Below are 14,183 nucleotides of genomic sequence, written 5' to 3'. Positions count from 1 at the left end.
CCGGCGCGATTCAAAACAAATCGGGGCCGATTTTTCGTGAGAAAATATGGCCGCCCCTTCTCCCCCTAAATCCACCCTCCCCCCAACTGCTCTCCTGAGCAGTCATCCAACGGCTCTCCTGAGCAGTCATCCGCGTGATCAAGCAAACGAAAAACATGCCAATCACGTAGAAACCAGTTAGTCCCAATGCGCCTTATGGGAAGCATCGTCGGGTCCCTCGTGTTTGCAGCATGTGGCGGCCATGATCGCCCACCCGTTCCGCCCCCACCGAGGAGATCCTTTTTTGACATCTGAAACGCGCCCCCAAACGCCCCCTAAACCGAGACGAACCCTGCTGGCGACCAAGGGGCTGGTGAAATCTTTTGGCAACTTCCAAGTCCTTCGAAAACTGGATCTTAGCGTTCGCGAGGGTCAGGTTTACGGCTTCCTAGGCCGAAATGGCGCGGGAAAAACCACCACCATCCAAATTTTAATGGGCATTCAGCGCCCGGATCACGGCAGCATCGCCTACTTCGGCGAACAGCGCCGGGCCCCGCGCGTTTCCGACAAGCAACACATTGGGTACGTCTCGCAAGAACAATTTTTTTATCCCTGGATGAGTTGCCGTAACCTGGGCCAATTTGTGAGCCGTTTTTATCCCAACTGGGACATGGCCTACTTTGCGCGTTTGCTCGATCTGTTTTCGCTTCCCTCAAAGCGCAAAGTGGTGAATCTCTCACAAGGCATGCGGGTCAAGCTTGCCCTCGCCCTGGCCCTCGCCCACCGACCCAAGATCCTGATTTTGGACGAGCCGACCGCCGGTCTCGACCCCGCCGCGCGCCGTGAATTTTTAGACATCGTCAACGATCAGGCCGAACGCGACCACCGCACCACCTTGTTTTCCTCCCATATCGTCGAAGAAGTCGAACGCATCGCCGACCGCGTCGGTATTTTGCGCGAAGGCAGTTTGTGTTTCCAAGGCTCACCGGAACAGTTGGCCTTGGAAGTGCGCCAAATTGTGTTGCCCGACCCACTGCGCCCGGATGCCGCGCAACGACTCAAGGCGCTGCGACGCGACGCGGGCCACGCCGGCTTCCACGTGCTCCACGAAAATGCGCGCAACGGTTCCTTGGTGATGCGCGCCCAACCCGACCAATGGCAACAGTGGTTGCAGGGTCGTTCCGAAACCCAAGTCAAACTCAGTTTGGAAGATATCTTTCTCGCCTTAACGGTGGATCGAGGTTTGCGTTTATGATCGGCCTCGCTCGAAAAGAGCTACGCCATCACGCCTTACCCTTGGCCCTGATGGTCACCGGAATGTCCCTGTTGGCCCTGTTGTTTTTTTACATCACCTACGCCGGCGCCAACCGCGGCAATTTTTGGGAACGTTACCCAATGTTCATCATGCTCGGCTCCCTGGTCGCCACGCCCTACCTCTGCCACCGCCTGGTCAGCCTGGAATACGCCACCAAAACCCAACTCTTCCTCTACTCGTTACCCCTGCGTCCCGCCACCATCTTCGCCACCAAGTGGTTTCTCAGCTTGGCTTTTCTCTTCGGCTGTTTCCTGCCCTCCTTCCTGCTCTTTGCCTGGGGGGTGGCCTGGATTGATCGCATGGATGTCACCTGGCGCCAACTGCTGTTTGTCGGCGGTCGCTGCGCGGTGTTTGTGATTGGTTTCCACGCGTTGAACTTCGCCTTCGCGTTCCTAGGCCGCTACCGTCTCGCCGCCTACGGGTTCACCGCGCTGGCGATGCTGCTGGTCAGCAACCACTGGGACCTGGACCACAACCAAAACGGTCCCTTCTCCCTGTTGTTCCACCCGCGTTTCGCCTTTGATTTCGCCGAATTCCCTTGGCAAGATGCACTGGCCACGCTCGCGGGCGCCCTCGTATTTAACCTAATTTCGCTGGGCATGGCGCTGACCCGCGAAGGTTCGGTGGCGAGCATGGTCGCGATCAAGATGACCCACCGCGAGAAGGTGTTTTTCACCGCCATCTTTATTTCCACCGTGCTCTCCATCATGTTGTTCGAGGAAAAGCGCACGCGCCCGCCCTACCAAATCGAGGATGCGATTGTCCGAGAAAGCGCGGGACTTTCCATTCATATCGGCCGTACCACCTCGGTTGCACCAGGTGATTTAGAGCAGCTTGCCGATTGGCTTCACACCGAAATCAGCGCCTTGCAAAGCTTTTTGGGCATGCCCTTTGTCCCGCGCATCAACATCACCATTCGCCAGGATCTCGACCCTGACAAATTCGAAAAAGCCTACCTGGTCGGTAGCGAAGGACTGCTGGTCAAGCTCGCATACCAACCCGACACCTGGCGGCCGGAGCGTTTTCTGCAATGGCTGGTTCCCGAAATCCTGGAGGACTACTCCAACTACCGCGTTTACCGCGAGCCGAGTTTTTGGCTGCTGGACGGGTTCGCACCTTGGTGGGTCCAACACCGGCTTGAAGGCGATTGGGAGACCTTGTTCGAAAAACGCGCGGCGTACGCCTACGCGTTGGGTGTCACCCAAGCCGACGTCGACGGCTGGATCCACTTTCGCGAAAGACTGGGTGTGGATTTGGCACAAGCCATTGCCTACCAGGGCGTTCAGGCCTTGGTCCAACGCAGTTCCACCCAACAGGTGGAAGCCTTGTTCCAAAAACGACTGGGCTTGTATCCCGAACGAGACGTGCGCGCCTTCATCCGCGAACAGGCTCACCCTTTCCCCAGCGTCTTTCAAGACCACACCGAGGTGGACTATGCCGCCTTTCGCACCTTGTGGTTCCAACGGTTGCAGGAAACGCACGCGCGCCGGTTAGAAAGCATCGCCGCCATTCCACGCCTCGAGGCCGAAATGGAGGTGGTCACCTTGTCCGAAAAAACACGGCGGCTGCGGTTCATGCTGCAGCAACCCCAAACCCTGGAAGGGCGTCTACGCTTTTATTACCTGCGCTTGCCCCGCTACGAATGGCTGATCGATCCCAACGAACGCCAGGTGATCGAAGTCCCGACATCCCAAGCTTTAACAGGTGTTGATATCGGCGGAACCTTTAGCAAACACACCCGTTTCGCCTGGACCGCCGCCTTCTACAGTGAAGAGCTCCAGTGTGAGCTCTTGAGCGGTTGGCACCGCACGGAGGTGCCCTAATGACCGCCGTGTTTCGCAAAGAAATCAAGGATCTCCTGCCGTTTTTGCTGCTGGTTCAATTGGTGTACGGGACCGAGGTGTTTTTCGACCTGGTCACCGACTACCCCGACCAATCCCCCCTACTCAACCATTTCTCTTTTATTTTGGAAGACAGTTGGTGGACCGGCTGCCTCACCGCGTTTTTTCTTAGTTTCGCGCTCGCAAGCGGACTCTTCATCCGCGAAATCGACCAACGCACGATTCATTTTCTGGAAGGCCTGCCCACCAACCGGCACCGCATCTTCTGGAGCAAAGTCGCCGCCGCCTTCTGTGTGCTTTACTCTGGTCCCTTGCTGGAAGCCGGACACAGCGTGTGGCAACAAATCTTCGCCAGGACCAGTATTGACACGGGCTTCCACTGGAACCTCGTTTTCACCGGCCTGTTTCTACAGGGTTGCCTGATCTTCGTGTTCCTCACCGCGGGCATGCTGTTCTCCTTTTTACGACGGCTCGGTTGGGCGGTGGCGGCGGTCCTTTTCGCAACCTACGCCCTGACCCTGCGATTTTTTCCGGCGGTGGTGGTGCTCAATCCCTGCCTGCTCACCCAACCCCTGCTGGAAGGCCATCACTGGCCGATTCCCTGGCGGATGTTGGCGGTACAACTGCCGCTGGGCCTGACGGCCCTGCTGACGTCCTGGTGGTTGTTTCTGGGCAAAGGCATGGCGGTCGCGGCCTACCTCGAAAAGGTGCGCCAGTCGATGGTGGGCCGCGTCGTCCTCGGCTGCGCGGGCACGGCCACGGTGGTTGCTTGGCTGGCGATCCTCATTTTTCTGGTTGCCGGTCGCGGCGGTGGTGGCGAGGGTGTCTCAAATGGTGACGCGGTGTTTATCGGGTGGGAAGCGGCCGATTATGCCACGGAACGCTACCGCTTCAAACTGCCTTCCAATTTGCTGGATGCGGCCAAACCCGGACTCGAGCAGGCTGACCACATTCACGACCAAGTAACGGACTTCCTGCAAATGGAAGCGGGCGACCCTATTTCGGTGAACGCGATGCAGCCGGCGGGTCGCCACGTGGCGGGTTTGGCGTTCTGGCAATCCATTCGTCTGAGCAGCAGCATGCTTTTGGATCCCAACCAGTTAACCGCCACACTCGGTCACGAGACGGTGCATGTTTACGCCGACCAACTCAGCAACGGCACCCTCAACGACCAACACGAAACGACCCGGTTCTTTAACGAGGGTTTGGCCGAATACCTGGAGCAGCGGTACTTTCGCGATCCGGCTTTTGTCGATCAAACCCATTACGAACGGGTGGTGGCGGCCTTTGACCGATTCCACCGCTTCGAGTTCGACACCTTCATGAGCAACAGCGCACTGGTCAAAGAATACGACGCCCATCTGGTCTATCCCTTTGGAATGACCTTCGTGAAACAAGTGATCGACCGCCACGGTGACGACGCGGCCAACCGCATCCTGACCGCCCTCGGGCGCGACGACCGCCCACGCGACTTGGCGGGCTTAACGCTGTGGCGCGACGCCTTCCAACAAGCGGGCATGAACTTCGACGCCGAGGTCAACAACTATTACGAACGCGTAAAAGTCCTGGGTGCGCAACACGCTGAATTTGTAGACGCTTTGCCGCGGCTCTACGGCTCAGTCACGGAAGAAAACGGTATTTTATGGGTTACGGTCGAAAGCAGCACGGCCCATGATCACCAAATCGTGGTGCGCGCGCGCCAGTCGGCCGACACCGAACAAGAACTTTATCAGTACCCCGACGCCATGGGCGACGGTCGCTTTCCCTTACTCGCACGCGATTTTCCCAACCTAGAACTCCAGGTCGGACTGCAAATCGGCAACGAAACCTTTTCGATTTGGGAGAAGTGGGTACAAATCCAAATCGGTCGCTAAGCCGCCGAAATCGGCATGTTGGTGCCCAGCCCGGCAAGAAAAACTTCTCACATCTACGGAAATTCAACCACCAAGAAAAACCAACTCCCTTCTAATGCTTTTCTACTCCTTCGGCAGTTCAGCCTCCTTGTAACTTGCGACAGAAAAGTATCTTCAAATTTGATGTTGGGGTTTTTTCAAGCCGGTTTAGGGTAGGCGCAACCAGTCTAATAAAAGAGAGACTCCGTCGCGCAAAAGCCCTTGTTTGCTTGGTATTGAGGATGTCTCGGGTTAGGCTGCAAGGAGGCATCATGCAGGAATTCGACAGTCCTTGGAAGCAGATCAGCGAAACCCTATTCGCCGAAATGTTGGCCTTTTATCGCGGCAAAGTTTATGAAGCCGTTGATTGGTCTCGGCCGGTTCGGTGTTTGGACAAAGAATTGCCCAAACTGTTCTCGGAAGGGCAAACCGGACGACGAGAGGTCGACAAATTGTTTGAGGTCCATCGCAAAGAGGGATCGAGGCGGCTCGTTTACATACACATTGAGTTTCAAAACCAACAAGATCCCGATTTGCCCGAGCGGATCTTCACCTATTACTACCGATTGTTCGACAAATACCGTAAGCCGATATGGACCCTGGTTTTGCTGGGCGATTCGGTGCGGGGTTGGCGACCCGACTGTTATGAATCGGAACTTTGGGATTTGTGCTTGTCACTTCGTTACCCGATCATTAAATTGACGGATTATGAGCCCGACCTGGACGAATTGCTCCAATCACGCGAAGCGTTCGCATTGGTCACCGCGGCCCATCTCCTCGCCCAACAAACCCGAAAAAAGCCATTTGATCGGCTGGGACAAAAGCTCACACTTACGAAACTGCTGTATCAAAAAGGGTTTTCCAAAGACGAGGTCCTGACCATCTTCCGGTTCATTGATTGGGTGATGCAACTCCCGCCGGCCTTAACGCAACAGTTTCATCAAGCCTTAGCGGCGTTCGAAGGAGAAAAGCAAATGCCTTACATCACAAGTATTGAGCGACTGGGTCATGAGCGTGGTTGGAAAGAAGGCCGAGAAGAGGGCCGAGAAGAGATGAAACCCGACATGGTCGAAGCGTTGCTGACGCTGCTCAAGCAACAAAATGTGGTGCTCTCCGAACAGGTCCTGAGCGTGATCGAGGCCGCTGATGTGACCCAAGTTCGTACTTGGCTGAGAACTGTGATAAACGGCGAGGTTCCAACGGCTTTCTCAACCCCAACCTAACCCTCTTTTCCGGCACCTTTGTAAATCCACACCCTTCCAAGCCTTGGCTTTCGGGCTTGGATTGGGGTTTGGGCCCTGTCGCTTTTTAAGTTCCGAATCCCTATTTCCTAAAAAGGGATCTGCACCCATTTCGGAAGCCTTTTGATTACACGGGAAGATCTTCGACAAAGCTAGGTCGCGCCGTCTTCATCGTGATGAGGAAGCCCGGGAGGTCCGCCCTGCCCCTTTTATCCTCGCCCACTAGCTCCATGGAAGGACGCACCGCGAGAAACACGCTCCGAGGGAGCGGTTACTTGGTACCCGCCATCACCAAACTGCCGCCGTACTTGGCGCCGAGCCCAAAGGGTTTGCCCAAATAGTTGTCGACTTGCATGACCTTCATCATCACCGAAATCGGCATGTTGATGCGCAGCTTGGCAAGGGCCAAAAAGGCGTAGCGCAAAAGCGGGCCGTGGCGACTCACGGTCATATCTTTAAACTGTTGCTGCATGGGCGCGATGCGTTCGGGATTGATCGGGCGACAATGAACATTGGGCTCCCTTTTGCCAATCACCCGCGTGCCGATGGTATGGAGCGGCGTTTTCCAAGGATCAACGCCTGAGAATTTCCCACCGGCTTTCAAGACCCGGTAAAGCTCAAGGCTGGTATTCGCGAGTTGCATGTGGTGGAAGCAACCGCCGGCGTAAATGCCGTCGAGTGAGCTGTCCGCAAACGGCAATTCCTCGCCAACCCCAATCACACAGATCATGCGGTCGGCCACGCCAAAAGCGGCGGCCAAGTGCATCGCCATTTTGGCTTCGCCGACCATGGGGGTCAGGTGAATGGCGCGCGCCGCACCCGCGAGCAAAAACTTAACCACATGGGAACCGGACCCACCCATCTGAAGAAACACCTTGTCCTGAACCGGGGTGAGGTATTGGTAGGCCTCAAGCTGGCTTAAAGAGTCGTGTTTGGCGTCAATCCAAAAGTCGCGCGGCTCAGGGAAGCTCGCGGCGATGGGGGCGATATCGGTTTTCGGTGTCAACGCACCCATGGCGAAAACATCCTCTTTACCCATGGTTTTAAGCATGTTTTCGCACTTATTGTTGTAATGGTCCATCTCTTCGTAGGCTTCTTCGTACTTCGGATCATGAAGATCATAGCTCCCGTAGTCGGCAACCTTATCGGCTGGCACCAGCATCTCGGGAAGGATCAGCACGGGGAAATCACCCACCACCGGATAAGCATGATCCTCGCCGACAACCCGTAAAATCCGATCAGTCACGCCTACCGGGGTCGCATTGCCACCTTGGCGGGGAACGGTCGTCAGTTCGGGCGAGGTGTTCCCATCCGCCCTGGCTTGCGATAAGTCTACGAGTTCAAGGTTTTTACCTGTCTTCGGACACCGAAGTAAGGCAAGAAATTGATCGAGTTTCACCCAGACCTCCTTGCGCCATATGAAATTGTATTATCAATTTATTCAAAACAGGCTAGCAGGGTTTCCAATCGCGATCAAGCGGTGAACGCTAATATCCGGCGGGGTCGGTGCTCGCGGTGCGGATGAAGAGCGTATCGGCTTTGCGCGCGGGCAGACAATCGCCCGAGGTATTGATGTAGAGCAGGTCAAGGACGTTGATCCGGCCATTGCCGTCGGGGTCGCCGCTTTGCTCGGTTGCCCACTGGCTCGCGGCCAAGCGGAGATCAGCTATCGAGTTGCAGCCGTCGCTATTGCGGTCACGCCACGCCGTGGGCGCTACCAAAAGATAGGCCTCGACACCGAGGTTGCCGAGGTTGCTTGTGGCGACCTCCACCGCGACGGAACCATTGCCGTTGTATTGGTTTTCGGCAAGGGTGAAGGGGTTGTTTCCGGTGCCCAGCGTTTGCCCACCGTAGCGCCATTGCAAGGAGGTCACAACCGCGTTACAGGGAATGGCCGCGGTGAAACGCGGAGGCATCACGCCGACCGCGGCCCAGCGCGGCTGAACCGACAGGGGATCGCCCGTACCGATGGTAACCGTGGCCGAACCCGAAACGCCACCGGGCCCGCGTGAATCCGAAACCGAGGTCAGGCTGTAGGTGGTGGTCTGGGTTGGGTTCACCACGCGCGAATGGGGGGAGCTGCTGATGTTGTTTTCAGTGATGCCGTCGCTCCAGACAAGCCGCCACGGACCGGCGCCTTCCAGTACCACGGTCAGCGAGGCTGAGCCGCCGACGCAAACGGTGGCGTCGCCGGACACGCTCGCCGACGCGGTGCTTTCGCCGGTGTCGATCAGAACCCGCGAGCTATAAGGCCCCAACTGAATGCTGCCGGTCACGGGATTCCCTGCCAAATCGCGATAAATCACCCCGCCAAGGTCAACGGTTTGGCTCTGATCCGCACCGTTGGCGAACAGGGTCCCAAGCGGTTCATCTCCCGGATTCAGGCTGAAGTCGTTGGTGATGGAATTGCCGTCTTGCCCGGAGAGGGCGCGCCACTCCGAAAAGGTGCGAAAAGCAAACTCGGCCAGGATGTGGGTGTCGGTGAAGGGATTAAAGAAGAAGTTGCGGTCTGAATTGCTGATGCGCCCCACGCTGTCGGTTGAAATGGTACGCGCGCGGCTGTTTTGGCCGTAGAAAATGTTGTCGGTCAAGCTGGATAACGCGGTTGGTCCGTGTTCCAAGTACAACTGGCCGCGTTCCATCGTGCCGGTGTTGTTGTTGAACAGGGTATTGTTGGTAACCTGCCCGGTAGAGTTTTGGTACAAAACCCCGTCAATGGTGGAGCCGGCCACGGTGTTGCCGTCCACCGTGATGTTCCGCGAGTAAAAATCGATATACAAGCCGATCCCAAAAGGCGGATCGAAGAAATCACGGCAGCCGTCAGTGTTGCCGACGGTATCGAGAATAACGTTGTTGCGAATCTCAACATCAAAGACGGGCGAGGTCTCAATCGGCCAAACCCCAAAGGTACGCACCGCCCCGCAATCGCCTTTGGAATAACAGGTCTCCACGAACAGGTTCTCACGAATGATGTTCCGGCCGCCAAACACGTCGATCCCGCAATAGCCGGTGCGTTCGATGCGGTTATGCTCGATGGCATTGCCAAAGGCGGTAAATTGCTCGTTTCCACCCTTGATGCGAATACCGTCACCAAACTCGGTACAGAAACCCTGGCCTTGGCTCAAGCCACAGCCCATGCCCGAGGCGCCGAGGTTTGCGATCAAAGCAATGTCGGATACCTGGTTCCCGCTGAACAGGGAATCCCGCGAATAAAGGTTGATGCCCATATGGTTGGTGCGGGTAATGGTATTGTTCAGCACGCTCAGGTTAAAACCGCCACGCCAACCGGAATTGCCGCCCAGATTCCATAGCCATGCTTCGAGGTTGATACCGATCCCGTCGCAATCGCTGATGGTGTTGTTGCGAAGAATCAACCCCTCGGGTTCCTGGTTTTCGTAGTTGGTCGGCGTGGTAATGCCGTGCAGGTACCAGCGGGTGACATGCAGATTGTCGATAACCACATGACGCAAGGTTTCGAAAAGGTGGGTACCGAGCACAATGCCGCCCCAGGCGTTTAACCCGTCTTGGGTATCCACCACGGCCGAACCTTCGATGCCTTGCGGTGTGCCGCCAGTGCTGTAGAGGTAGACCCGGTTACTCGCGGCCTCGTAGTACCATTCCCCGTCACTGTCCAAGGTTCCGAGGTGGTTACTCAACCAATAACCCCAATCCTGGCAGCCTTCCCAGCAATCAGTGGCGGCGCCCAGGTTCAACGCGGCTCCTGAATGACTGGTTACCTCGCGGTTGGTGATCGACCAACGAATCGCCTTGATGTGGGCGACCGCACCGGTCCAATTAACGTTGGTCGGTAAGGCGTTGTCGCGAATCTGGGTGGCGGACGGGGCGCTGTCGATGGTGCTGTAGCCGCCGTCGGGCGCGTCGATGTTGGGCCAGCGACCAAAGGGAAGACGTGCCTGACCCTGAAACAGTTGGTTCAACCCATCGGGGAACAAGCCGCTGTTGGCGCCGCTGTTCAGGTCGGCGACATAGATGTTCCCCGAAAATTGGGTCCAGCCGGAAACGGGATGGGCGCCGGACAAGATCGGCTGGTCGGCACAGGCGGCATCGGGATAACTGCCGATGGTAATCGGGTTGGCACCGGTTCCTGAATCAGTCAAGACCAAGGTCGGCCCGCGAAAGGTATCGCCGCAGCGGAAAAGCACCTGATCGCCCGGAGCCAATTCCAGTTGGTTGACGCGGTCGATGGAGGCAAAAGGCGCGTTGGCGCTGGTGCCGGCGTTGTTGTCGTTACCGCCGGAACTCGAAACGTAATAGGTCGCGGCGCTCGCGAAGGAACAGAGTGAACAAAGGGCCCAAAGCAGGATCGATCGCAGTAAGATCGGGAAAGGCACACGCTGAACAAAACGCACGAGGCACCTCCGGTGTCGCGTCAACAGAATGGAAGGGTTTACCTGTCATCTTAGTGACTGTTGGTAGCCGGGGCACGGCTCGGATCGAGGAACGTGTGTCAAAACACACTCCATCAATACCGGGGAAAAAGCACCCTACAAAAAACAAGACCCACCCTTGAAGCAATGGGTGGGCCGATCAGGACAAGGTCGCTCCCCGCGTTAGTTACGCAAACTCCGCGCGGCTTTTTCGTAGTAGGTATTTAATTCGGGATGTTGTTTGCGATCTACATCGCGCCACATTTGGAAAGCTTTCTTGCGCTCACCTAGTTCAAAGTAGGCGCGACCGAGATAAACCGCGGCGGGTGTGGTTAATTTCTCGCGATTGCCCAAACCGTCGATCACGGCTTGGAACTGAGCAAAAATATCCTCGCGCAAACCGTTCTCCGACTTGAGATATTCCGCGTACTCAAAGTGAAATTTAGCGAAAACCTCGGCGTAACGGAAGGTATTACTGTCGTTGCGCGCCAATCTGCGCAAGCTCTTCCCGGCCTTCTCGAAATCCTTGCCGTCGATCTCACTTTCGACCTGACTGAACTTGCGTTTGCCGTTGGACAGTTTCTCAGAAGGCAAGCGAACCAGTTCGGTCAACGGCGGTATGGTCGACAATGCCACTTCAATGCAGGGTAGATTCACCGAGTTGCTTTGGGGATTGAATTCGATCAGGCTGCCTTGGCTGTCAATACTGTTCCAGATAACCGAGGCGATTTGACTACAGTCCGAGGCATCAAGGCGATTGTGGCTAATATCCAAATCACGCAACTTGGAACCGGCCAGGCTGGGCAAGCTGGTGAGCTGGTTGTGGGAGAGAACCAAAACCTCGAGACCTTTGGGTAGAGGTGGAATGGTTTTCAAATCTTCGTAAGCCACGGTTAAGCGAACCAAGTTGGGAAAATGCTCAATCCCGGTCAGGTCGTTAATATTGCCGCGGCTGTAGGTAGAGCCCGGGGTATCGATGCGTTGGACACGCGCCGCTTCTTTGCTGCTGAGAAAACCGTCCCCGTCGGCGTCAAACTGAGACACCAAATATTCACGGAACATGGGATCGGGAATATTGAAATCGTCGGTGGGTTTGACCGGTTCGTCGACGGCGGCCGGTTGGGTGCGCGCCGGAGGACGACGCGGTTTGGGTTTCGGCTTGGGTTTTGGCTGGGTAACCGGGTTGTTGGAAGACTGAGCGGGCGGTTGTTTGGGTTCAACAACAGGCGTGTTGACGGCAACCTGTTCCGCCGGCTTGGTTTCCTCGGGCAACGGGGTCGTCGCCTCGGCAACAGCCGGTTCCGCGACGGCCTCGCGCTCAGCCGCATCCGGCGCGACATTGCTGTCCGCGGTTAAGTTGGCGTTTTCCGTCGAGCTCTCGGGCTCCACGATTCCCTGCTCCGGTTCGGTTACCGGGTCGGACGTTGCGGGGCTCGTATCAATTTGCGGTGGCGGCGGGTCGTTCTTCGCAATGGGTTGGGTTGTCGGCGGGGCGGTTTCGGTGGTGTCCTCACCACCGGAAAACAGGACGGCGGCCAAAATAACGATGACCAAAACGGCGGCAACGGCACCAACAGCGACGATGGGAAAGGGTTTTTTCGCTTCCCCGCCGGCCGATTTGGGTGGCGCGGCCGGTTTCTGCCATTCAGCAAGGGCGGCATTCATCGCGGTGACGTCTTCACCCAGCAAGTGGAGCTGTTCCACCGCCGCTTTACCGGCATCCACATTTTTGGTTGCTTCGGCGGCATCCCAGGCCTCGCGGAACCGCAACACCTGAGCGTCAAGTTCGCTGCCGCCGGCGCCACGACGCGCCATGTTCAGTTGGCGAACCTCGTTGCTGATATCTTCACCGAGATCACCCAAGCCTTTTAGCGTGTTTTCCGCGGCGGAAAAGTCCTTGCGTGCTACTTCCTCGCTAAACAGGGCCCGCAAAATGTCGGCTTGGGACTCACGTGCTTTACTTTCCTCGGCAATAATGCGGTTGAGGTCGTCCAGGGCCTTGCGCTCGTCTTCCGAGGACGCCTGCAGCTGGGTCAACCCCTGCAATTCGGCGGCGGCCTGATCGGGATTGCGATTGGCAATCGCTTCTTTAAAACGCGACCGGTGTTCGGTAATCGCGTGTTCCCGTTGCCGATGTTCTTCAGCAAGCGCGGCTTCCAACTCGTTCAAACGGGCCTGATCTTGCTCGTCGGCGGCTTCCAGGGCGTTGAGTTCGGCCAAAGCGGCCGAGGCGGTTTCGGGGTTGCGCTCGGTCATCGCGCGTTCGAAAGCCTCGCGATGGGGCAGAACCTGTGCCTGGTGTTCCTTAATTTGGTCCAGCAGGGTTTGTTCTTTTTTAACCGCGACGCTCAATTCTTTGAGGCGGGCAATACAGTTCTCGGCCTTCTCCAACTCCATCACGGCGATGTGCTCGCGGAACGCCTTGCGAAAGTCTTTTATTTGTTGCTGACGGGCCGCCTCACGCTTGGAGTCAAGCATCGAGGCCAACTTAGCCAGTTCTTTTTCTTCCTCGTGAACGTCCTGTTCCTCGGCACGCAAGCCTTCAACAGCCGCGGTCGCCTTGTCCAGATCCTCGCCTTTAATTGCGGCTTCGAGTTGTTCGCGCAACTCTTGAACCGCTTTCTCCCGTTCCGGGTTCATTTTGGCGGAAATCACGGTGGAGGAGAGGTCAACGTCTTTGAGCACGTCTTCCAAATCATCGGCAAACTGAACCGCGCTTTGGTAACGCCGGTCGGGATGTTTGAACAACACCTTCTCAAAAATGGCGCGGAAACGGCTGTCGTTCACACCGAGCGACGGCGGCAAACTCTGAATGTCCGGCGGGCAATTGAGAATTTTATAAAGAATGCTGTCGAGCGAGGTGCCGGGAAAGGGACTTTCACCGGTTAACAAGGTGTGGGCCAAGACCCCGACGGAAAAAATATCGCTGCGCGCGTCGAGCGCCTGGTTGCGAATCTGCTCGGGGCTGGCGTACTTCGGGGTGCCTAGAAATTCGCCGGGTTGGCCGCCGTGGGTGTCGGCCAGCTTGGCAATCCCGAAATCGAGGATGCGAACCGAAAGGTCCTTATCCAGCATGACGTTTTGCGGTTTGATGTCGCTGTGAACGATTTGACGCTCGTGGGCCACGTTGATCGCGTGACAAATTTGGCCAATGATGGTGGCACAAGCAGCGTAGGTGAGCGGGTCGTCGGCTTCGAGCCGATCCGCCAAAACCTGGCCGTCAATAAACTCCATGACGACAAAAGGCGAACCACCGTCTTCACCAATATCGTGAATGGTGACGATGTTGGGGTGGTGCAAACTCCCCGCAATGCGCGCCTCACGGAAAAAGTTTTCCTTGTAGGTTTCGCGGTCTTCGTCTTTCTCGATCCCTTTAAAGCTCACACGCTTAATTGCAACCGTGCGCTGGATGACGGGATCGAAGGCACGGAAGACCATACCCATGGCACCTTCGCCCTGGATCCCTTCGATGATGTATCTACCGATCTTTTGTTGTTTCATAGTCGGTCACGTCGCTGCCAGGCAGT

At 56.7% G+C, this 14,183-nt stretch carries 7 protein-coding genes; 4 read left to right on the top strand and 3 right to left on the bottom strand.

The window, feature by feature from the left end; all coding sequences use genetic code 11:
* The first annotated feature begins 283 nt into the window (after positions 1-283).
* The 4 genes from J3U88_RS00470 (at position 284) to J3U88_RS00455 (ending at position 6,250) form a co-directional block, all read left to right on the top strand.
* The gene (locus J3U88_RS00470; RefSeq protein WP_207856147.1) at positions 284-1,234 is read left to right on the top strand and encodes an ABC transporter ATP-binding protein; all 951 of its coding nucleotides are present in this window, start codon (positions 284-286) and stop codon (positions 1,232-1,234) included.
* Positions 1,231-3,117 carry an ABC transporter permease gene (locus J3U88_RS00465; RefSeq protein WP_207856146.1) on the top strand — a complete coding sequence of 629 codons (1,887 nt, stop codon included), beginning with the start codon at positions 1,231-1,233 and terminating at the stop codon, positions 3,115-3,117. Before J3U88_RS00470 ends, J3U88_RS00465 begins: the two co-directional genes overlap by 4 nt.
* A complete protein-coding gene (locus tag J3U88_RS00460) occupies positions 3,117-5,009 on the top strand; it encodes an ABC transporter permease (RefSeq protein ID WP_207856145.1) in 1,893 nt (630 codons plus the stop codon). The genes J3U88_RS00465 and J3U88_RS00460 overlap by 1 nt, the downstream gene beginning before the upstream one ends.
* Positions 5,010-5,299: 290 nt before the next feature.
* The gene (locus J3U88_RS00455) at positions 5,300-6,250 is read left to right on the top strand and encodes an RpnC/YadD family protein (protein ID WP_207856144.1); all 951 of its coding nucleotides are present in this window, start codon (positions 5,300-5,302) and stop codon (positions 6,248-6,250) included.
* A gap of 289 nt (positions 6,251-6,539) precedes the next feature.
* Here J3U88_RS00455 and J3U88_RS34895 read toward each other — a convergent pair whose 3' ends face one another.
* The 3 genes from J3U88_RS34895 to J3U88_RS00440 form a co-directional block, all read right to left on the bottom strand.
* Complete coding sequence (locus J3U88_RS34895) at positions 6,540-7,667, bottom strand: methyltransferase domain-containing protein (RefSeq protein ID WP_207856143.1); 1,128 nt, start codon at positions 7,665-7,667, stop codon at positions 6,540-6,542.
* 88 nt (positions 7,668-7,755) lie between these two features.
* Positions 7,756-10,638 (bottom strand): right-handed parallel beta-helix repeat-containing protein, encoded by a 2,883-nt coding sequence (locus J3U88_RS00445; RefSeq protein ID WP_207856142.1) that lies wholly within the window; start codon positions 10,636-10,638, stop codon positions 7,756-7,758.
* 201 nt (positions 10,639-10,839) lie between these two features.
* A complete protein-coding gene (locus tag J3U88_RS00440; protein WP_207856141.1) occupies positions 10,840-14,157 on the bottom strand; it encodes a serine/threonine protein kinase in 3,318 nt (1,105 codons plus the stop codon).
* Positions 14,158-14,183: the final 26 nt, after the last annotated feature.

The organism is Acanthopleuribacter pedis (assembly GCF_017377855.1).
Classification (GTDB): domain Bacteria; phylum Acidobacteriota; class Holophagae; order Acanthopleuribacterales; family Acanthopleuribacteraceae; genus Acanthopleuribacter; species Acanthopleuribacter pedis.
This window is presented reverse-complemented; position numbering and strand designations above follow the sequence as displayed.

Excerpts from the sequence above, each read along its gene's own strand:
- J3U88_RS00465 (WP_207856146.1), top strand. The coding sequence starts at position 1,231 with ATGATCGGCCTCGCTCGAAAAGAGCTACGCCATCACGCCTTACCCTTG.
- J3U88_RS00460 (WP_207856145.1), top strand. The coding sequence starts at position 3,117 with ATGACCGCCGTGTTTCGCAAAGAAATCAAGGATCTCCTGCCGTTTTTG.
- J3U88_RS00455 (WP_207856144.1), top strand. The coding sequence starts at position 5,300 with ATGCAGGAATTCGACAGTCCTTGGAAGCAGATCAGCGAAACCCTATTC.
- J3U88_RS00440 (WP_207856141.1), bottom strand. The coding sequence starts at position 14,157 with ATGAAACAACAAAAGATCGGTAGATACATCATCGAAGGGATCCAGGGC.